Annotated in this window: 20 protein-coding genes, 2 tRNA genes and 2 pseudogenes; 14 read left to right on the top strand and 10 right to left on the bottom strand. The window is 32.8% G+C overall.

Going from position 1 to position 19591, the window contains the following annotated elements; genetic code table 11:
• Positions 1 to 20 precede the first annotated feature (20 nt).
• Together NIL_RS05490 and NIL_RS05485 are read left to right on the top strand one after the other, a co-directional pair.
• A tRNA-Gln gene (locus tag NIL_RS05490) sits at positions 21 to 95 on the top strand.
• A gap of 13 nt (positions 96 to 108) precedes the next feature.
• Positions 109 to 185 (top strand) — tRNA-Met (locus NIL_RS05485).
• A 303-nt stretch (positions 186 to 488) separates the two neighbouring features.
• Here NIL_RS05485 and NIL_RS05480 read toward each other — a convergent pair.
• From NIL_RS05480 to NIL_RS05450, 7 genes and pseudogenes are all read right to left on the bottom strand, one after another.
• Positions 489 to 1091, bottom strand: a complete 603-nt coding sequence (locus NIL_RS05480) for an IS256 family transposase (protein ID WP_187646818.1) — start codon at positions 1089 to 1091, stop codon at positions 489 to 491.
• A gap of 16 nt (positions 1092 to 1107) precedes the next feature.
• On the bottom strand, positions 1108 to 1923 hold the full coding sequence (istB, locus tag NIL_RS05475) for an IS21-like element helper ATPase IstB (protein ID WP_246434416.1): 816 nt from the start codon (positions 1921 to 1923) through the stop codon (positions 1108 to 1110).
• Positions 1916 to 3052, bottom strand: a complete 1137-nt coding sequence (gene istA, locus NIL_RS05470; RefSeq protein WP_246434482.1) for an IS21 family transposase — start codon at positions 3050 to 3052, stop codon at positions 1916 to 1918. The genes istB and istA overlap by 8 nt, the downstream gene beginning before the upstream one ends.
• A 122-nt stretch (positions 3053 to 3174) precedes the next feature.
• A pseudogene (locus NIL_RS05465) lies at positions 3175 to 3846 on the bottom strand (IS256 family transposase); the annotation flags it as partial.
• 120 nt (positions 3847 to 3966) lie between these two features.
• Positions 3967 to 4395, bottom strand: a pseudogene (locus tag NIL_RS05460) (transposase); the annotation flags it as partial.
• A gap of 108 nt (positions 4396 to 4503) precedes the next feature.
• Entirely contained in the window at positions 4504 to 5328 is an 825-nt protein-coding gene (locus NIL_RS05455; protein ID WP_187646814.1) for a sensor histidine kinase, read from the bottom strand.
• Entirely contained in the window at positions 5309 to 5977 is a 669-nt protein-coding gene (locus NIL_RS05450) for a response regulator transcription factor (protein ID WP_187646813.1), read from the bottom strand. Before NIL_RS05450 ends, NIL_RS05455 begins: the two co-directional genes overlap by 20 nt.
• 90 nt (positions 5978 to 6067) lie before the next feature.
• On the opposite strand from NIL_RS05450, the gene NIL_RS05445 reads away from it, so the two are divergent.
• Genes NIL_RS05445 through NIL_RS05435 form a run of 3 tightly spaced genes read left to right on the top strand, consistent with a single transcriptional unit; the run spans position 6068 to position 10466 of the window.
• The gene (locus NIL_RS05445) at positions 6068 to 8182 is read left to right on the top strand and encodes a putative bifunctional diguanylate cyclase/phosphodiesterase (RefSeq protein ID WP_281389187.1); all 2115 of its coding nucleotides are present in this window, start codon (positions 6068 to 6070) and stop codon (positions 8180 to 8182) included.
• A 13-nt stretch (positions 8183 to 8195) separates the two neighbouring features.
• Complete coding sequence (locus NIL_RS05440) at positions 8196 to 10145, top strand: methyl-accepting chemotaxis protein (protein ID WP_187646811.1); 1950 nt, start codon at positions 8196 to 8198, stop codon at positions 10143 to 10145.
• 15 nt (positions 10146 to 10160) lie between these two features.
• Positions 10161 to 10466: a chemotaxis protein CheB gene (locus NIL_RS05435; protein ID WP_187646810.1), complete on the top strand. Its 306-nt coding sequence runs from the start codon at positions 10161 to 10163 to the stop codon at positions 10464 to 10466.
• 346 nt (positions 10467 to 10812) lie between these two features.
• Here NIL_RS05435 and NIL_RS05430 read toward each other — a convergent pair whose 3' ends face one another.
• Positions 10813 to 11076 (bottom strand): transposase, encoded by a 264-nt coding sequence (locus tag NIL_RS05430; RefSeq protein WP_187646809.1) that lies wholly within the window; start codon positions 11074 to 11076, stop codon positions 10813 to 10815.
• 236 nt (positions 11077 to 11312) lie between these two features.
• On the opposite strand from NIL_RS05430, the gene cmoB reads away from it, so the two are divergent.
• The 4 genes from cmoB to NIL_RS05410 all read left to right on the top strand — a co-directional run bounded on the left by cmoB (position 11313) and on the right by NIL_RS05410 (position 13775).
• The gene (cmoB, locus tag NIL_RS05425; RefSeq protein ID WP_187646808.1) at positions 11313 to 12218 is read left to right on the top strand and encodes a tRNA 5-methoxyuridine(34)/uridine 5-oxyacetic acid(34) synthase CmoB; all 906 of its coding nucleotides are present in this window, start codon (positions 11313 to 11315) and stop codon (positions 12216 to 12218) included.
• Between the two features lie 78 nt (positions 12219 to 12296).
• Positions 12297 to 13049 carry a TIGR01458 family HAD-type hydrolase gene (locus NIL_RS05420; protein WP_187646807.1) on the top strand — a complete coding sequence of 251 codons (753 nt, stop codon included), beginning with the start codon at positions 12297 to 12299 and terminating at the stop codon, positions 13047 to 13049.
• Positions 13049 to 13396 (top strand): arsenate reductase family protein, encoded by a 348-nt coding sequence (locus NIL_RS05415; RefSeq protein WP_187646806.1) that lies wholly within the window; start codon positions 13049 to 13051, stop codon positions 13394 to 13396. Before NIL_RS05420 ends, NIL_RS05415 begins: the two co-directional genes overlap by 1 nt.
• Positions 13386 to 13775 (top strand): hotdog domain-containing protein, encoded by a 390-nt coding sequence (locus NIL_RS05410; protein ID WP_187646805.1) that lies wholly within the window; start codon positions 13386 to 13388, stop codon positions 13773 to 13775. The genes NIL_RS05415 and NIL_RS05410 overlap by 11 nt, the downstream gene beginning before the upstream one ends.
• A gap of 39 nt (positions 13776 to 13814) precedes the next feature.
• Here NIL_RS05410 and NIL_RS05405 read toward each other — a convergent pair whose 3' ends face one another.
• Both NIL_RS05405 and NIL_RS05400 read right to left on the bottom strand, forming a co-directional pair.
• Positions 13815 to 14393, bottom strand: a complete 579-nt coding sequence (locus NIL_RS05405; protein WP_187646804.1) for a hypothetical protein — start codon at positions 14391 to 14393, stop codon at positions 13815 to 13817.
• 167 nt (positions 14394 to 14560) lie between these two features.
• A complete protein-coding gene (locus tag NIL_RS05400) occupies positions 14561 to 15154 on the bottom strand; it encodes an MBL fold metallo-hydrolase (RefSeq protein WP_187646803.1) in 594 nt (197 codons plus the stop codon).
• A 22-nt stretch (positions 15155 to 15176) separates the two neighbouring features.
• Between NIL_RS05400 and NIL_RS05395 the strand changes: the two genes are divergently transcribed.
• The 5 genes from NIL_RS05395 to cutA all read left to right on the top strand — a co-directional run bounded on the left by NIL_RS05395 (position 15177) and on the right by cutA (position 19535).
• Positions 15177 to 15995: a ferritin-like domain-containing protein gene (locus NIL_RS05395; protein ID WP_187646802.1), complete on the top strand. Its 819-nt coding sequence runs from the start codon at positions 15177 to 15179 to the stop codon at positions 15993 to 15995.
• A 94-nt stretch (positions 15996 to 16089) separates the two neighbouring features.
• Positions 16090 to 17226 (top strand): DegT/DnrJ/EryC1/StrS family aminotransferase, encoded by a 1137-nt coding sequence (locus NIL_RS05390; RefSeq protein ID WP_187646801.1) that lies wholly within the window; start codon positions 16090 to 16092, stop codon positions 17224 to 17226.
• A 25-nt stretch (positions 17227 to 17251) separates the two neighbouring features.
• A complete protein-coding gene (locus tag NIL_RS05385; RefSeq protein WP_187646800.1) occupies positions 17252 to 18199 on the top strand; it encodes a tetraacyldisaccharide 4'-kinase in 948 nt (315 codons plus the stop codon).
• A complete protein-coding gene (gene argB, locus NIL_RS05380) occupies positions 18162 to 19013 on the top strand; it encodes an acetylglutamate kinase (protein ID WP_187646799.1) in 852 nt (283 codons plus the stop codon). The genes NIL_RS05385 and argB overlap by 38 nt, the downstream gene beginning before the upstream one ends.
• 189 nt (positions 19014 to 19202) lie before the next feature.
• Complete coding sequence (gene cutA / locus NIL_RS05375) at positions 19203 to 19535, top strand: divalent-cation tolerance protein CutA (RefSeq protein ID WP_187646798.1); 333 nt, start codon at positions 19203 to 19205, stop codon at positions 19533 to 19535.
• The last annotated feature ends 56 nt before the right edge of the window (positions 19536 to 19591 follow it).

The raw sequence follows: 19591 nt of genomic DNA, 5'->3' as shown, positions 1-19591 counted from the left end.
AGGGGTTGCCTCTCAAATCTTGGGGTGTCGCCAAGCGGTAAGGCAGCGGGTTTTGGTCCCGCCATTCGGGGGTTCGAATCCTCCCACCCCAGCCACTTTCTTCAATAACGCGGGATAGAGCAGTCTGGTAGCTCGTCGGGCTCATAACCCGAAGGTCGGGGGTTCAAATCCCTCTCCCGCAACCAAAGAAAAATCCCCAGAAATCACCGAAAAATCGAATAAACAAGCTGCTACTTCTCTTCAAAATAATTTAGCTATCTTGTCAAAAATATCAACTTTTTATGAACATTTATTGCACAGATTGTAAAGACGCAAACAAAATTGTAAAGACGCAAACAAAATGACAGTTTTTTTCAAGTGAAATGACAGTATGTGTTTAAAAACTTAGGATTTTAGGCATTTTTGAGATATTTTAAGGAACTTAGAAAAAGATACTGTCAAGTTTTGTTCGCAATTTTCCTTCCCAGCAAGTTATATTTCATTGCATATCAAGCAGCTTTAAGCTGCGCTTCATAGATTTCCATCACCTCTTGAAGCTTTTGTGGATGAATATAACTTCTCTCAATCTCCCAGTCTTCAGTGTACTCCATCAAGTATGTAGCAATGAGCCTGAGATAAGACTCTCTTGATGGAAATATTGAGACAACTTTTGATCTTCTTCTGATCTCTTTGTTTATTCTCTCAAGTATATTGGTAGAACTTATCCTCCTTTTATCAATTTGCGGGAAGTGATAAAACTGCAGTGAATCTTCTAGTCCTTCTTGAAACACTTCAATTGCTTCAGGGAATTTTTTGCGAAACTCCTCTATAATCATCTGTGCTATCATGAATGCATCTTTTTTGCTCTCTTGTAGCCAAATAGTTTTAAGTTTGGCTGCAAATTTCTCTTTTGCTTTAGGTGGAACATGAGCCAGGATATTACGCATAAAATGGACTTTACACCGTTGCCATGATGCGCCAATAAAACTCTCTTTGAAAGCCTTTTGAATCCCTAAATGTGCATCACTGACAAGAAGGGCAATCTTTTCTATGCCTCTTTTGTCAACAGCAACCCAAAAATGTACCACTTCGGCAATGTAAAAATGCACCACCTGTTACATTGAGAAACTAACTGTTTAACCCTGTAAAAATACCTGCTTTTCTTTTTTGCTTAAGCCTATAGCTTTCACCCTGAATGTTTAAGATATGACTGTGATGAATAAGTCTATCAAGTATTGCAGTAGTCAATGCTTCATCATTGTTAAGTACCTCCTTGAATTTGGTAAAGTTAAGATTGGATGTGATTATGATCGAGCCGCTCTCGTATCTTTTGTTGATTACCTGGAAAAAGAGGTTGGCCTGATTTTCATTTAGTTTTATATATCCAAATTCATCTATTATCAAGAGTTTTGGGATATTTATCACTTTTTTAAAATAGTCGTTCAATCTGCCTGCCTGCTGGGCTATTTCAAGCTGCAATAGCAGATCTGCAGCGGTAATAAACCTGGTCTTTATTCTATTTTGTGTTGCTATATATCCCAAGGCTATGGCAAGATGGGTTTTTCCTACACCGCTTGGACCAATAAGCAGGATATTTTCGGCATTATCTATAAACCTTAGAGTAGATAGTTCATTTATCATATTTTTATCTACAGATGAGCTTTTAAAGTCAAACATCTCTAAAGTTTTAACCTTTGGAAATCCCGCCAATCTAAGAGTGGTTTCTTTGGACCTTTGAATCTTTTTTTCATACTCATACTCAAATAGTTTCAATAAAAACCGGGTATATGAGAGATTCTCTTTCATAGACTGTTCTGCGATATATGAGTAGCTCTCTTGTATTGCCGGTAATCTGAAAATTAGGGCATACTCTTTTATTCTTTCATCTATAGAGGCTGCTTCATATGATATGCTCTTTTTTTGTATTGATTTATTGCTACTCATTTACAGCTTCCTGTAACAAATCCTCATAATCTTTCAAAGAGGTTTGTGGTTCTATTTTTACTTTATCATCCAATATTTTTAAATAAAGTTTATTATCCTCTTTTGAATATTCGGTTTTTCTAAAAAAGTTGTTGTTTTTATCTATTGACACAAAAACCTTTTTGTTTGTAGAATTACTTTTCGTATGTATCATTAATGAACTCCTCGGCTCTGCTGTTTTTACAAGTGGCAGCAGAGCCTTCTTTTCTATTTCAAACAGTTCTCTCGGTTTTTGCTTCAGTGTAGAATGTACTCTATTACTTGTAATCTCAAGCCAGCTAAATATTTGTGAATTTAAAAGCTTACAATCGATGACAAGAGAAGAATTTTTCAGCTTTGCTTTTAAGGGTATATAGAAGTTTCTTTTCAAATATCCTATATATCTTTCAACTTTCCCTTTCGTTTTAGCTCTATATGGTTTGCATAGAAGTGGATTGAAACCGTAGTCTCGTGAAAAATCAAGAAACTTTTCATTAAATTTGTGTTTTCCTGCTCCATATGCGTTTCTTTTTATTACAACACTTTTTAGGTTATCATAAAGTATATTTTTAGGTATTCCGCCAAAGTAAGAATATGCTTTTTTATGGCAATCTTCAAATGTCTCATATCTCATATTGTCCGTAAAACAGACGTATGTATATCTGCTGTATCCAAGTATCATTATAAATGCATATATTGGATTTTTGCCGCCTTTTATAACTGTCCAGTCAACTTGAGCTTGCTCACCAGGCAAAGTCTCAAATCTTACAATACTCTCCTCTTTTAAAGGCATAAACTTTTTATATAAATCACTTACAAAGCTTTGAACAACTCTTCCTTTTCCTTCATATCCCATATCCAAAATCTCCCTGTAAATAACAGTGGAAGGGATTTTATCTGGCAAAGCCTCTTTTACTCTTTTTTCAATATACGATTTAAAAGTATCGAGCTTCGATTTGTAAACAACTTTTTTCCTTGGTTTCAAACTCTCTTCCTTGAGTCTTTTTGAAATTGTTCTTCTATCTAAACCGGTAATTCTCGATATCCCCCTTATGCTGTACCCCTGCTTTTTTAAAGTGTGTATCATTACAAACTCCTCATAGCTTATCATTTCATCCAATCTCCCTCTTTAAAACTAAAGAAGAAGATTTTACAAAATCTTCTATTTTTTAACTTCGTAGATAGTACATTTTCACTTTGCCGTTATGGTGTATTTTAGCATTGCCGATGACATCTTTGTTTGAGTTTATCAAAAAAACTCTTCCAGCTCTCTACGCTTTCATTGACAAAAGGCTCGATCGCCAATACTTCTCTTTTTCCTTCCAATGTCACACCATAGGCTATCATAATAGCAGTAGATACCACTCTTCCTTCATAGTTTCTCACTTTCTCATACAAAGCATCAACCCAAACGAATGGATACTCTTTTTGCAGCGGTCTGTTTCGAAACTCTTTTACTTGTTCATCTAGCCCTTTATTGATTTGAGATACTTGCGAAGCACTAATATTTTCTATCCCCAACTCTTTGGCCAAACGCTCTATCTTTCTTGTGGATACTCCATTAACGTATGCCTCTTGTACCATTGCAATTAAAGCCTGTTCGCTCCTTTTTCTCTCTGTTATGAAAAATGGAATATAGCCTCCTTTTCTGATCTTTGGAACCATCAGATATACAGTGCCTAGTCTTGTATCGAATCTTCTTGGACGATAACCGCTGAAATAGCTTTTTCTCTCACTATTATGCTCACCTTTTTTAGCTCCAACTTTCATCTCGGACTCTATCTTCATCAACTGTTCCATCATCCATTTCATCATTGATAAAAGTGGATCTTCATCAACTACAAACTGTGTCATTATCTCTTTGAATATTTTTGTTTCATCTATTTTTTTGCTATTATTCCTCATGGATAGGCTTCCTCCTGTTTGCTTTATTCCTCACTGGGAAGTCTATCCAACTCTTTTGAAGATTTCAAAATCTCAAAAAGAGTCTTCAAGTAAAATTGCGAACTTTAGTGTACACTATCAAAGGGATATGCGATAAATCTTTTCGATATGATTCGCTATGTCGTTGTAGCTCATCCCAAGAGCATACATCGATAGAATCTTCTCTTCGATTTCGTCACTAATTGTGGTTTTTCGTTTCGATTACACTCACATCACTGCAAACAGAAGGTGTTTTTTAACTATTTGTGGTTCGAATGAGCCTTCTCTATCTCTTGGAGTAGCTAACTCAAATTTACCGTCACTACTTTTTATCTTTTTCCTGTTATAACCGTTCCTACGATTCTTTTTACCCTTTAAAACTTCATCGGCTATATGGGATTCAATCTCGGCTTCTAATGCAGCTTCTACTAACTGCTTCACCAATGAAGCTAAAACCTCATCTTTGTCACTTATCCTCTTACCTGCAAGCAGTTCTTTTACTGCTTTGTTAAAATCAAATTTCTCCTCCATGTCAGTCCTTTCTTTCTCTTTATTCTATCTAACTGACACGAAATTTCTAACGCTCCCTAAAAAAGTTGTCTTGACAAATGGGGTAGTTTAGCCTTTGCCTATTTTGATTTAAAACATAATCTTGACTCTTGTCCCATAACCTTTCTTGCTATATATTTTTATAGTCAAACCATGATAATCAAGTATCCATTTTGCAAGGGCTAGTCCTATACCATATCCTTGGCTGAAACTACTTTCTTGATAAGAAAATTGAAAAATTTTTTTATAATTAGATTTTTGAATTCCAGCTCCCCAATCCTTGATTATTAAGAAGTTTTTTTTATGTGAATGTAAAACAATCAAGATCTTTTTTCTCTCTGTTGAATATTTTATGGCATTTCCTATAATATTTTGAAGTGCTATTTTTATCAAATCTTTATCTCCATGAATATGTATCAAGCCATTTTGCAAAAATGTGATTTTAATATCTGATTGTAAAGAGTGAATAATATCTTGAATAACTTCATTGATACAGATACGATTTATTGTATTTAAATTATAGTAGTTTGAAAGATAAAGGAGTCTATCAATTATTTTAATAGTTTGAAGTAATTCTTTATGTAAACGGTCTAATTCAAGATTGCTTATATGTTCTATGCTCATCAATATACGAGTTAACGGTCTTTTTATTTCATGGGCCAAATAGAGATTAAACTGTTTTAATCCATCATTTTGGAGTTGCAAATTAAATAACTTTTTGTTGCACATAAATATTATGGATTTTAGTTCACTTGGGAAGCTTTGATAAGATAAATAGTTTCTATTTTCAATAGCATATTTATATCTATTTAATGCTCTTAATACAATAAAATATCTTATTGTAATACCAACTAAAATAAAAAAAGATAGTGCTATTATGAGAGTTATAATAGGTTCATATATCATTGATAACATATCCGACTCTTTTGATATTTTGAATAAAATCTTTTTTTCCAAGTTTTTTTCTTAATCTATAAATTAAAACATCAACAAGATTAGACTCAATATTTTTTCCTTCATTTTCTATTAATCGTTCTACAATTTCAGACTTTCCTATAATCCTATTTTTATTAACCATCAGTAACTTCAAGATTTTAAACTCTTGAGGAGTTAGTCTTACTCTTTTATTTCCTACATAAACATTTCTTGAAAAAATATTTAAACATACATCATCAATACGAATAATATTTGTCGCTAAATTATATTTTATTTTGACAATATTTTTAAGTTTCATTATAAGTTCTCTTGTATCAAAAGGCTTTGGAAGATAATCATATGCTCCTAATTGTAATCCTTCAATTTTATAATTAATGTCTCCTAAAATACTAATGATTAAACATGGAATATCAATTTTTTTCCGATTTATGTATTGAAGAAGTTTGATACCATCACCATCAGGCAAGACTCTATCAAGTATGATTACATCATACACTCTCTTTATTTCAAGTTTGTATATGCTTTCTTCAATTGAGTCTGTGAATTCTACATCGATTTTTTCACGTGTAAGACTATCTTTAATAATTTTTTGAATATTTTCATCATCTTCAATACATAAAACATACATTTTTTTGGCTCCTTTTATTCATTTTTTATTCATTTTAAAAATGTAAAATTATTTTAAATTCTAACTTTTACTTGAAAGGTTGCCACAAATATGCTACAAAATATTATATTTAAAAAAAATTCAATACATCTGAAACTCTATACTGTTTTAGGAATAATGAGTTTGATCATATTAAGCGAAGGAGTTGCGTCTTTATATTTAGCCAAACAGATGCAGGAGCGAATTGATAGTATTTTTACTCAAGAAATTGTCTCTCTTGAACTGTTAAGCGATCTAAAAGGTGCTCTTTATAGAATTCGCGATAGGACATTGCGGCTTGTTGATGCAGAGCCAGAACAAGAATTGTTACATCACCAAGAAATAATTAAAAAACAGTTAAAAAGGATTACTGAAAAGATTGATCTATATGATAATACACGATTATCGGAAAAAGAGAGGCAACTATTGCAGCAATTTAAAGAAAATTTAACTCAATATGTTCAAATCATTCAAAAAAAAATTTATCCTTTGGTAAAAACCACCAATCTATCTTCAAAAAAGAGAGAAAAACTTATAAATGATCTTTTATATCACATAGCACTAAAAGAGTTTCGTGAAACAAGAGCTGCTTTAAATCAACTTTTAGATTATCAGATTCAACGTGCGCATTTGCGGCAACAACACAGCCAAAATTTATATTTTAAACAAAAGACAATAATCATAGCCGCTCTCGTTTTTTTAGGTGCAATAGTAATACTTTTAATAAAAAGCCTCATTCAATCCATTGTATCTCCTCTTCATAAAATCAATGAAGCGCTGCAAAAGATAGCAAACGATGATTTGGATGCGAGAATTATGATCAGTACTGACGATGAGTTTTCTTTAATTGCTGAAGAGATCAATAGAAACATTATGCGTTTACAACAGACACTAAAAAATCTTGATAATCTTAGTAAATATGATATATTGACAAAACTACCAAACCGGAAATATTTTCAAGACTTTTTAAATAAAACTATCAAAGAATATAATCAAAAATCAGTCAAATTTGCTTTAATTCTTATTGATTTAGACAATTTTAAATTTATCAATGATAATTTTGGACATCCTGCTGGAGATAAACTGCTAAAAATTGTTGCAACCAGACTTCACAATACACTAAGAAAAAAAGATTTTGTAGCAAGATTAGGTGGGGACGAATTTGGCGTTATTATAAAAGATGTAAAAAATCCTATATATGTTGGAAATATCGCAAATAAAATCATTGATTTCTTACAAGAGCCAATAAAAATTGATGATACTATCGTATATATTACTGCTTCTTTGGGTATTTTTGTACCTACTGATGAAAAAACAGATCCTAAGAAAGCTTTATCCTATGCCGATATTGCCATGTATAAAGCAAAGAGGAACGGAAAAAATAGTTACAGATTTTTTGATGATTCAATGTTTGAAGAGTTAAAATGTTTACAATTACTTGAACATGACATTCGTCAGGCTATAGAAAATAATGAATTTGTTCCCTATTTTCAAGCGATAATCGATCTAAAAACGGAAAATATTGTAGGATATGAAACACTGCTTCGGTGGAAAAAAGAAGACAAAACTTTGCCCCCCTCTTACTTTATCCATATTTTAGAAAGCAAAGGATATATCGTAGAGGTTACATATCAGATCATAGAAAAGGTTTTTCAGTTTATTACTCATAATAGATATAGAGGTTTTGTTACGATCAACCTCTCTTTACTGCAATTTTATGATAGAAATTTTTTAAATTTTTTGCATGAGATGCAAAAAAAATATCCAGAAATTTCATCAAATCAAATCATTTTTGAACTAACGGAGACTATATTTGCCGAAAATATATCTATTATACAAGAAATGATGCTACTTATTGAAAAAGAGGGATATAGATTTGCACTTGATGATTTTGGGACAGGATATTCATCGCTATTTTATATCAAAGATTATAATTTAGATACGATCAAAATCGATAAATCCTTTATACAAAATATTTTTTCCGATCAAAAATTAAGAAAACTTCTGGATGTAATTATCTCTATGTCAGATTCATTGAAGATACCGTTGGTTATAGAAGGTGTTGAAGATCAAAAGACTATTGATTACTTAAAGCAATACATAAATTATCAAATAAAAATCCAAGGATACTACTATTTTCCTCCTCTACCTATGGAAGAGATTGAAGCAATGATAAAAACCAGATAAAAAGGGAGTTCAAATGCAAAATATTTCTATAAAAAAGGTGTTAATGGCTATTCCGGCCATCTTGATCGTCGTTTTTGTGATTTTATATTTCACCATTGCATCTAGTATAGATAGTATCCAGGATAAAAGCCAAAAAGCCTCGCTTGCCAACAAGATCATCAAACTGATGCTTGAAGCAAGAGTGGCAGAAAAAAACTATATACGAAGAAAAGATGAAAAATACGCTAAGGAAGTTTTGAAACTCATTGATCACAATATAAAAATAGCAAAACATCTACAATCAAGTTTTACCCAAAAAGAGAACCAAAAGCTTGTAGAAAGAGCCATTCAAAGGCTTTTGGAATATAAAAAACTTTTTTATAGATATGCCCAAATCCGAGATGAAGCTATTAAAAAAGAACAAAAATTGGTTGACTTAGCAAACAGGGTCGAAGAGAGCGCCAGAAAAATTGAAATCATACAAAATGGTCAAAGAGATAGGGTAATACGCTCTCATAAAGCTTCTGCTCAAGAAATTATTGATGAAGTAGAGGAAGCAGCGCTTTCCAATAAGATCATTATGAGCTTAATGCGAATCAGAATAGCTGAAAAAAACTATCTGCGTAGAAAGAACGACGAATATGTCAAAACAATTCTTTCAAAAATCGAAAAAATCAACCAGTTAGCTATTCAACTAAGAACTTCGCTGGATAGTGCAAAAAACAAGAAAATGGTAGATTCATTGACATCAGCTTTAAAAAATTATAAGAAAACTTTGATGGAACTGATTGAACTAAGAAACTCCATGAATAGCATATCTTCTCAAATGAAAAATGCCGCAAGAAAAACCATAGATACACTTGTACGTTTACGGGAAGATCAGAAAAAAGAGAAAGAGGCAATGATCCAAGCATTAAAGATCAAACTTACGATTATTTTCGTTGCAGTAGGTTTAATTATAAGTGCTCTTCTTATATTTGTAGCTTTAATGATCGGTAAAAACCTAGACAATATTAAAAGAGCAGCACAAAACTTGGCCGGTGGAGAGGGAGATCTTACGAAAAGAATCGATATAGAGGGAAAAAATGAGATTGCCCAAGTAGCATTTTATATCAATAAATTTATAGAAAAAGTTAAAAGTGCAATTAATGAAGCAAAAAATGTAAGCAATGAAGCCTCTTCTATTTCTAATGAACTCTCAGCTACGTCTTTGGAAATAGGTAAAAGAGTGGAAGATGAATCCTCTTTGGTCAAAATTATCGATTCTAATGCAAAAAATACGGCAAAAGATGCAGCTTTCGTTGAGAGTAAAGTTCGTGAAATGACAGAAATCTCTGAAAATTCATATCAAGCTCTCAATGATGCCGTAGAACATATCAACACTCTTGTAGAAAAAATCAAATATACAAGTATTAAAGAAGGAAAACTTTCCAATCAAATGAAAAAGTTACAAGAAAGCGCTTTTGCAATTAAAGATATTTTAAAACTTATCGGGGATATTGCCGAACAGACAAATCTACTTTCACTCAACGCTTCCATCGAAGCTTCTCGTGCAGGAGAACATGGAAAAGGTTTTACTGTGGTGGCTGAAGAGGTCAGAAAATTAGCAGAAAAAACGCAAAAAAATTTAGATGAGATCAATAAAACGATCATTAACATAACTTCTGCTATTGAAAAAACAAGCAAACATATGCAAAATAACGCTAATGAGGTAATGCAAACCGTTAAAATAGCTAATATTGTAGAAACAAATATTGGTAATGTGATTCGTTTGATGGAAGATTCAACAGAAAAAGCGAAAGAGAGTTCAATTTCTGTGGATAATCTCAAAGAAAAAGTTGCTGAAATTGCACAAAAAATCAACCAACTCAACGAAGTATCTATGTCAAATGCCAGAAGTGTAGAGGAGATAGCCTCAGCAGCTGAACATTTAAATAATATTATTGAAAAACTTGATTCTCATCTTTTCAAATTTAAAAGTTGATTCAAGGTTTAAACATTGCAAGAAAAAGTACCTACAAAACTTATCCTAATTTGGGCTTTAACGGGTGGACCGGGACTCATTGGAAAAATTATCAGCTCTCTTTGTCCACCAAAAAAAGAGAGTTTTGTCATTGCTTTACATATGGATCCCTTGGGAATTTCTTCATATGCAAATAGACTATCTGGATTTTGTGGTTTCACAGTTGATCTAGTGACGGAAGATTATTACGCTGACCTGCTCCAAAAAGTGGGTCCAATTACAGAGTTAGTAATTGATTTAAGCTTTTGTCCATTGGCAGCTCTATCACTACTCCATACATGATTTGTATGTTGTGAACACATTTTTATTGGATTGGTTTCTAGTCTTTTTCTTTTTGGTCTCTTCTTTGGAAGTTGGAGGTTTAGCATATACCATATCCGATATACTCTTTTGATATTTATGGTCTCTTTTAATCGCCAGCTTAGCATTACCGCTATACGCCCGTATCCAAAGCGTGGATAGATTTCACTTATACTTTTGAGTAAATCCCTCAAAGGTTTGTCTTTCTTAGGTTGCTTGGGTTCATATACAAACTGGGAACGGCTAATACCTATCTCTTTGCATGCCCGCTGCTGGGATATCTTATGACTCATCATCATTTTTACAGCTTCTCTTTTTGCAGTGGACGTTACCACTTTTTTTCTGTTATTTCCTTGAGCGCTTCGTTAACCAGTAGTTGCTCTGATAGAAGTTTTTTGAGCTTGGCATTCTCTTTTTCAAGTTCTTTGAGTCTTTTTACCTCACTTACGCTCATCCCGCCATACATACATTTCCATTTGTAAAATGTCTGCTCACTTATATTATATTTGCGAATAACTTCTCTTTGGGTATCCGCTTTTTGAACCTCTTGTAATATTTTTACAACCTTCTCTTCACTGAATCTTTTCTTCATCTGCTACTCCAGTAGTTTTATTATACTCTAACTCTGATCTTGGCCCAATTTTTGGGAAGCAGGTCATAGGCTTTGGTATGAAAATTGAAGAAAAATGAGTGTTTTTCAGGGAGGACTATTTATCATCAACCGATTTTAAACCGAAAAACTTTATAATAGGTTTAGCTTCTGCAAATAGTGCGGTGTGGATTATCATTTTACTCCTTTAATTTATAAAAATATTATAAAGGATTTTTGTGGATATTGAAAGTATTAAAAAAGAAAGAAAATCTTGGCTTAAGTGGAAAAATATAGCTCCTCTAAGAGAATTACTTTCAATACTTCCCGATATTAATGTAAGCAAAATAGAACTCGAAGATGTTGTGAAAATAGAAGGTGAAGTTACAAAGCAGCAAAGAGAGTATATAAGTGAGGTTTCTTTAGCTCTAAGACCTTGGAGAAAAGGTCCTTTTGATATTTTTGGTACCTTTATAGATAGTGAATGGAAAAGTAATATCAAATATAACCTTTTAAAAAAACATTTTCATCTAAAAGGAAAGAGCGTAGCCGATATCGGCTGTAACAACGGATATTATATGTTTAGAATGTTAAAAGAAAAACCAAAAGAGATAGTCGGGTTTGATCCTTCTCCCCTATTTAAAACGCAGTTTGATTTTATCAATCGTTACGTAAAAAGCGATATTGTTTATGAGCTTTTAGGAGTAGAACATCTTCCTTTTTATCATAAAAAGTTCGACGTAATTTTTTGTTTGGGGGTTTTATATCACAGGAGCGATCCTATAGTGATGCTTAAGTGGCTAAAACAGGGTCTAAAAAGAGATGGAGAAGTCTATCTGGATACTTTTTATATTGAAGGAGAAGAACCTATAGCGTTATGTCCTGCTAAAACATACTCAAAAATTTCCAATGTGCATTTTGTTCCTACTGTTGCGGCTTTGAAAAACTGGTGCGAAAAAGCGGGATTTGATAGTTTTGAGGTTTTGGCTAAAAAACCTACTACATTTGAAGAACAGAGAAAAACTAAATGGATTTTAGGCGAGAGTTTAGAGGATTTTTTAGACAAAGATAATCCAAATTTGACTGTTGAAGGCTATCCTGCACCAAAAAGGGTATATGTAAGATTAAAAGTAGGTAGTTCTTAGTCTAGAGTCAAAAGTAGTAAAGTATAGAGTCGGTGAATTTTAATGAGCAATAAGCAATGAGGATCTAAAGGATAGAGTATGATTAAAGGGCTTTTGCTTGATATGGGTGGAGTTTTGTACGAAGGAGATAAAATCATTGATGGCGCTTTTGAGGCGATAGAGGAGTTGAAAAAAGATTATAAGATCAGGTTTTTGTCAAATAGTAGTAGAGCAACTCCTAAATCACTTATTGAAAAATTGAAAAAATTTGGATTTGATATCGATGAAAGTGAGCTTTTTACGGCTTTAAGTGCAGCAAAACTCTTTTTGAAAAATAGAAAATCTTCCGCTTATATAATAGCTACTGAGGAAGCTAAAAACTATTTTGAAGAGCTTAAAGAGTTTGAACAAAATTTTGTTTTAGTGTGTGATGCATATAAAAATTTTTCATACGACTCTTTGAACGAAGCTTTTAGACTTTTGGAGAAAGATTTTAGCTTCATAACTACAAATATAAACAGATATTTTAAAGATAGTGATGGAATGCTGAGTCTAGATGCGGGAGGTTTTGTAAAATGCTTAGAGTACGCAAGCGGTAAGGTTGCAAAAGTTTTAGGTAAACCAAATTGCGAATTTTTCTCTTTGGCTATTAAAAGTATGGGAGTTGAAAAGAACGAAGTTTTAATGGTCGGTGACGATATTGAAGGAGATATTTTGGGAGCAAAGGCTTGCTGGCTTAAGACTGTAATGGTAAAGAGTGGAAAATTCAAAAAGGAGGACCTCTTAAAAGGAAAACCTGATTTTTTGATAGATAGTATCAAAGATTTACCAAAACTTTTAAAGGAGATTTGATGAGAGTTTACGGGATAAAAACTTGTGGTAGCGTAAAAAAAGCTTTAAAATTTTTAAAAGACATAGGAGTCGAGTTTGAGTTTATTGACTTTAAAAAGGAATCTGTAGGGTGTGATAAAATAGATGAATGGCTAAAAAAGGTTGATATAAATACCTTATTTAACTCTCGTGGAACCAAATATAGACAGCTAAAACTAAAAGAGCTAAATCTGGATGATGAGGGAAAAAGAGAGTGGCTTTGTAAAGAGAACCTACTTATAAAAAGACCGGTAATCGAGCTTGATAACGGCGAAGTATTGGTAGGATTTGACGAAGAGGTATATAGGGAGGTGTTTAGTGGAGCTTAAAACTCATAAAAAGATAGATTCTCGCTTTAGCGGAGAGGTTTTGGAGTTAAAGGAGGGATATAGTAAGATTTTATTGAGAACGATTTCTGAGATGGCGGCCGACGAAGAGGGTTTGGTACATGGGGGTTTTACCTTTAGCGCAGCCGACTTTGCAGCGATGTGTGCAGTCAATGAGCCTTATGTGGTTTTAACGGGGGCTGATGTGAAGTTTTTAGCGCCTGTAAAAATTGGACAAGAGGTTTTGTTTGAAGCAAATGTGATAGAAAATGATGGCAAAAAATCAAAAGTTGAAGTTGTAGGCAGAGTAGGGGAAAAAGAGGTTTTCAAAGGAATTTTTAAAACTTATACTCTTGATAAACATGTACTTGATAATCGTTAGGATATTATATTTAAGGGCAATATCGCCCTTAAATATGTGTTATTTTCTATCGAAGTGATATATAGAATGGTGTGAAGCTCTCTCACCATCTTTCCAGACTATATATGAAGATTTGAGATGATTGTTATTATTTGAAAGTTCCAAAATTATTTTGTGTACGTGCGCTTCATCTGAGTCGCATACTTCACTTCTCTCCATATCACAATCAAAAACTAGTCTCTCTTTTGTGCTCTCTTTAGTATTGAAAATGAAACTGGGTTGATTTCTTTTTGCACAATAATGTGTCGCTAATAACTCGTTACACTCATTAAAATCATCACAGTGATACATCGTAACCATCTGTTTCATAGTATTTGGCAAAAGATCTTCTTGCAAAGTTGAGTCTCTAGCTATAACTTTATATGCAACACCTGTTTTGTCGGTTCCCAAAAGTCTTTTTACCGCCGGATGTTCATGAGCGCCTGTTGTGCCAATCTGTTTCTCTTTTGGCGATAGTTTCCAGTCCCCTTTTAAAACCTCTTTCATATACTCAAAGGCCTCTTTAGGTTGCATTTGCGCTAAAAGAGGAGCCGAAGAGATAATAGTAACGCTCACTATTGTGTTTATTAATCTTTTCATCTATCACTCCTTATTTTTATCTATAAAATAAACAATTATGTTTATAGTATATTATAATTATTTATAATATACTTAAAAATATTCATAAGTTATATTTATGTTCTTGGTAAAAAAATTATATTATAGATTTTTATATAAGTTAGGAAAAAATCTATTGAATATTTGATTTATATAGCCCTTAGCCAGTAATCCACATGTTTTTGTTCGTTTTTTATAGTAGTTGGTTCACCATGGCCCGGATATACTGGTTTGTCATATCTAATCTCTTTAAATCTTAAAAGGCTTTTTTTCATATCTTCAGGATTACTATATGGAAAATCTACTCTTCCAATGCTTCCACGGAATATAAAATCTCCACTAAACCAGGCCTCTTCAAACTCTATTACACAACATCCTGGAGTATGTCCAGGAAAGTGTAAAAACCTAAATCTTATACCTTCTAAATCAATTATATCTTCGTTGTTTACTAAAAAATCAGCTTTACTTTTCGGTTTTCCCATACTAAACTGATCATTTTCCAAAAAGAACGCATCTTTATGGTGAATAAAGATAGGAATGTTAAATATCTTTTTTACCTCTGCGTTTGACCAGACATGATCGAAATGTCCGTGTGTATTTAAGATGGCTACAGGGTTTTTTACATTTTTTTCTATCCAAGATGTTGCACCGACTCCTGGATCTATGATAATATCTCGATCATTTATTGTTACTATATAGCAGTTTGTTTGATATTGGCCCATAGGTTTATATTTTAGTTGCATATCTTTCCTTAAAGGTTTTGTGATGAATTTTTATAAAAGTTTAGAAGAGATTATTTTAACATCAAATCCTTATGAAAAGATTGATAGATTTAAAAAATTTTACGAAAAATATAAAAATGGCAAAGTTGAGTTTGAAAAAGGTTTTACTCCTACTGTTTTTGAAAAACCCTCATTTAGCGATTATTGCACTATTGTAAGTCCAAAAGATGTACCAAAACGAGGTAAGTTTGACACAAAAGAGGGCAGAGCTATTTTGCTTCACGCAATAGCTCATATCGAATACAGCGCTATAGATCTAGCGTTAGATGCGGCTTATAGATTTTTAGATATGCCCAAAAAGTTCTATGATGATTGGCTAGAAGTTGCTGATGATGAGTGTAGACACTTTTTAATGATAGATGAACTATTAAAAGAACTAGGGTTTAAATACTCAGATTTTGTAGTTCACAGCGCTCTTTTCGAAGCTGGAAAAAAGAGCTTAAAACTTATTGAGAGAATGGCAGTAGTTCCTAGATATCTTGAAGCAAACGGACTTGACTCCAATCTGAAAATAGTGAAAAAATTATCTTCTTTTAAAGATAATTTTACCCAAAAAATAATAAATGCACTTGATATTATTTTATATGAAGAGATTTTTCATGTGAAAAAAGGAGATTTTTGGTTTAGATGGGCTTGTGAAAAAGAGGGGATTAAAGATTATAAAAAAGCTTATTTTGACGTAGTTGAAAAGATATATCCCGGAACACTACATAGTAAACCTTTTATAAATATTGAAGCGAGAAAGAGTGCTGGATTTAGTTGTGACGAGATCAATATGTTATCGAGAAAAATTATCTGTTAAAATTTTTTTGTTTAAATAATTTTACTATATTTAGAAGAATTGATTAAGGTATATTTTAGTATAATGGAACAAGTATATTTGTAAAGGAGAAATTATGAAAAAAGAGATTCCTTTTTACATTCCAGATATTGGAGATAAGGAGTTAGAAGAGATAAAAGAGGTTCTTTCATTAAGCTCAGAGTCTAAGATAGAGAAACTTGAAAAAGATTTTGCGAAATATGTTGGAAGCGAATTTGCACTAACTACTTCAAGCGGGACGGGAGCGTTGCACCTTTCAATGACCGCAATCGATCTGAAAAGAGGTGACAAAATCATCTGTTCTGTAAACGCATTTCCAAATGTTCCGGAAGTTGTTAGACATTTTGACGCTGAACCAATATTCGCCGATATAGATATTGATGATTTTAATATTGACCTAGATGCTTTAGAAGAGATCTTGTCAAACAACAGATCCAAAAAACTAAAAGGTGCTATCATTAACCATGTGGGAGGTCAGCCAACAGATCTGGATAGACTTTATGAAATCGCTCAAAAATATAATATTTTAATTATCGAAGATGCCAGCGAAGCTTTGGGTGCTACTTATAACGGACAAAGAATAGGTTCAACCGGAGCCGATATAACAACTTTTAGTTTCAATCCACATTTAAGAGAGTCTGTCAGTAACGGAGGTATGCTGGTAACTGATAATGAGGAATTAAACGATAGAGCAAAGCTTCTTAGAAATCACGCTATAGTTTCTCAAGAGTGGAACAAAGATGGAAGTTTAGGGTATATCTATGATGTTGTAGATATAGGTCTAAAATATGATATGAGTGAACTTGAAGCTGCTTTCAATCACGCTCAGCTCCAAAAAGTAGATAAAGCGATTAAAAGAAGACAAGAGATTGCAAAGATTTACGACAAAGAGTTGGAAGGTACGCCTCATATTACTTTGCCGGTGAAAAAAAGAGAACATACATATCAACTATACATCATTAAAATCGACAAAAACAGGGACTCTTTTGCAAGAGAGCTTGTAAAAAGAGGTGTATATGTAGGACTTCATTATATTCCATTGCATCTGTTAAACTATTACAAACAAAAATACAACTTAAGAGTTAACGATTTTCCTAACGCTCTTAGAAATTATCAGCAGATTTTGTCTATTCCTATACATGCGAAAATGAGTGATGAAGATGTCTATTATGTTATTGAACAGATCAAAGAGGTTGCGAAGACTAGAGTTTAATCAGGTGAAAAGTAACGAGTAACGAGTGAAAAAAAAGATTGTGGGTTGGATAGAGGGGTATTTTTATAACCCCTCTTTTTTTCAAAGAGTTTTATCTTTCTTTCTTCTGCCTTTAACGGCAATTTACTGTATCGTAGTAATATCTAAAAGATTTTTTTGCAGTGAAAAAGATTTTGGGCTGCCTGTGATTTCTGTTGGCAACTTGAGTGTTGGTGGAAGTGGAAAGACCCCCTTTATAATAGAACTTGCCAAAAGATATGAAGATGTTTTCGTAATACTTAGAGGCTATAAAAGAGAGCAAAAGGGGCTTTTGATAGTAAGCCGTAACGGCGAGATTTTGACCGATGTAAAAAAAAGCGGTGATGAGGCTATGCTTATTGCTTTAAAACTGCCAAATGCTACAGTTATCGTTTCCAAAAATAGAAGCAAAGCTATTGAAAAAGCAAAAGAGCTTGGTGCAAAAATAGTTCTTTTGGATGACGCTTTTCACAGATGCGAGATAAAAAAGTTCGATATTTTGATAAAAAATGATTTTAAAAACAGATTTTGTTTGCCTTCCGGTCCTTATAGAGAGCCGCTATTTTTCAAAAAGTATTCAGATATTGTAGTAGAAGAGGGAAAAGATTTTAAAAGGGATGTAAAAATACTAAATCCCACCCCCAATATGGTTTTGGTTACGGCAATAGCAAGGCCTAGAAGATTAGAGAGTTTTTTGCCGAAAAAGATAAAAAAGTTCTATTTTGAAGACCATCATTTTTTTGGCAAAGAAGAGATTGAAAAAATTGTAAAACAAGAAAACGCAACCTCTCTTTTAGTCACTCAAAAAGATGAAGTGAAACTGAAAGATATGGGTTTTAAACTATCTGTAATGGAGCTTGAGCTAAAAATCGATGAAGAAATTCTTAAAAAGATAGACAAATATGTGAAGGAGTTTTATGAAAAAGAAGATTCAAACCGTTCAGACGCTGCTTGATGCGTTGCCTTTCATAAAAGAGTTTAGAAATCAGATATTTGTTATTAAATATGGAGGGTCTGCTCAAACTGAACAGAAACTGAAAGAAAAATTTGCCGAAGATATACTTTTGATGTATCTTGTTGGTATAAAACCGGTTATAGTACACGGAGGAGGAAAAAAAATAACATCTATCTTGGATAGACTACAGATTCCTACCAAATTTATTGATGGACAAAGAGTTACTACTCCAGAAATAATGGAGATAGTAGAGATGGTTCTTAGCGGAGATATCAACAAAGAGATTGTCTCTTTACTAAACAATCACGGCGCAAAAGCGATAGGTATAAGCGGAAAAGATGCTCACTTTATCACAGCTCGTCCAAAAGATTTTGAAAAATTTGGCTATACGGGAGTTATTGAACATATAGATCCTGCGGTCGTATACAATCTTTTAAACGAAAAGTTTGTTCCGGTTATTGCTCCTATAGCTGCAAGTAACAAGCTGTCGCATCCTGGATATAACATAAATGCCGATCTAGCTGCTAGTAAAATAGCAGTTGCACTTAAAGCAAAAAAAGTTATATTTTTAACTGATACTCCAGGAGTTTTGGATAAAGATAAAAATCTTATTTCTACTTTGGATAAAGTGAGTATTGAAAAGCTAAAAAATGACGGAACAATTGCCGGAGGAATGATTCCGAAAGTTGACGCATGTTTGGAAGCGGTTGAAGGAGGGGTAGAAAAAGCTCATATAATCGATGGACGAATTGAACATTCCATTTTGCTTGAGATTTTCACAACCGCTGGTATAGGAACGCAAATTCTAAAATGAAATTGGAATTGGGAATTTGGAATTAGGAAAATGTATATAAATATGCATAGCAAAATCTAATTGAATATACTAATTGAATATACTAATTGAATATACTAATTGAATAAAAAATTTCTAAATTATATATTTGATATAAAATAGCACTAATTCCCAATTCCTATTTCCAAATTCCAAATATAAAGGATATAAATGCAACATATAGTGGTCTTTTCAACCGCATCAAATAAAGAAGAGGCTAAAAAGATAGCTAAAGTGTTGGTAGAAGTTAAACTTGCCGCATGTGTAAATATTGTTGATAAAATAGAATCTATTTATGAGTGGCAAGGAAAGATTCAAGAGGATAGCGAAGTTTTGATGATTATAAAAACTAAAAATGAACTTTTTGAATCTTTAATGAAGAAAATAAAAGAGCTTCACTCTTATGAAGTTCCAGAGATTATCGCTTTAGATATCAAAGATGGAAGTTATGATTATCTAAAATGGATAGATGAAGTAGTAAAAACCGTGACTAATAAAATATAAATAATCTATCCATAATTTGTTACTGATTACTTATCACTTACACTTTTAAGTATGGT

Source organism: Nitrosophilus labii (assembly GCF_014466985.1).
GTDB lineage: Bacteria > Campylobacterota > Campylobacteria > Campylobacterales > Nitratiruptoraceae > Nitrosophilus_A > Nitrosophilus_A labii.
This window is presented reverse-complemented; position numbering and strand designations above follow the sequence as displayed.

What these genes read in the sequence shown, in the direction of transcription:
- istB (WP_246434416.1), bottom strand. Translation starts at nt 1,923, where the DNA reads ATGAGTAGCAATAAATCAATACAAAAAAAGAGCATATCATATGAAGCA.
- istA (WP_246434482.1), bottom strand. Translation starts at nt 3,052, where the DNA reads ATGATAAGCTATGAGGAGTTTGTAATGATACACACTTTAAAAAAGCAG.
- NIL_RS05455 (WP_187646814.1), bottom strand. Translation starts at nt 5,328, where the DNA reads ATGTTATCAATGATATATGAACCTATTATAACTCTCATAATAGCACTA.
- NIL_RS05450 (WP_187646813.1), bottom strand. Translation starts at nt 5,977, where the DNA reads ATGTATGTTTTATGTATTGAAGATGATGAAAATATTCAAAAAATTATT.
- NIL_RS05445 (WP_281389187.1), top strand. Translation starts at nt 6,068, where the DNA reads ATGCTACAAAATATTATATTTAAAAAAAATTCAATACATCTGAAACTC.
- NIL_RS05440 (WP_187646811.1), top strand. Translation starts at nt 8,196, where the DNA reads ATGCAAAATATTTCTATAAAAAAGGTGTTAATGGCTATTCCGGCCATC.
- NIL_RS05430 (WP_187646809.1), bottom strand. Translation starts at nt 11,076, where the DNA reads ATGAAGAAAAGATTCAGTGAAGAGAAGGTTGTAAAAATATTACAAGAG.
- NIL_RS05420 (WP_187646807.1), top strand. Translation starts at nt 12,297, where the DNA reads ATGATTAAAGGGCTTTTGCTTGATATGGGTGGAGTTTTGTACGAAGGA.
- NIL_RS05415 (WP_187646806.1), top strand. Translation starts at nt 13,049, where the DNA reads ATGAGAGTTTACGGGATAAAAACTTGTGGTAGCGTAAAAAAAGCTTTA.
- NIL_RS05405 (WP_187646804.1), bottom strand. Translation starts at nt 14,393, where the DNA reads ATGAAAAGATTAATAAACACAATAGTGAGCGTTACTATTATCTCTTCG.
- NIL_RS05400 (WP_187646803.1), bottom strand. Translation starts at nt 15,154, where the DNA reads ATGCAACTAAAATATAAACCTATGGGCCAATATCAAACAAACTGCTAT.
- NIL_RS05395 (WP_187646802.1), top strand. Translation starts at nt 15,177, where the DNA reads ATGAATTTTTATAAAAGTTTAGAAGAGATTATTTTAACATCAAATCCT.
- NIL_RS05390 (WP_187646801.1), top strand. Translation starts at nt 16,090, where the DNA reads ATGAAAAAAGAGATTCCTTTTTACATTCCAGATATTGGAGATAAGGAG.
- argB (WP_187646799.1), top strand. Translation starts at nt 18,162, where the DNA reads ATGAAAAAGAAGATTCAAACCGTTCAGACGCTGCTTGATGCGTTGCCT.
- cutA (WP_187646798.1), top strand. Translation starts at nt 19,203, where the DNA reads ATGCAACATATAGTGGTCTTTTCAACCGCATCAAATAAAGAAGAGGCT.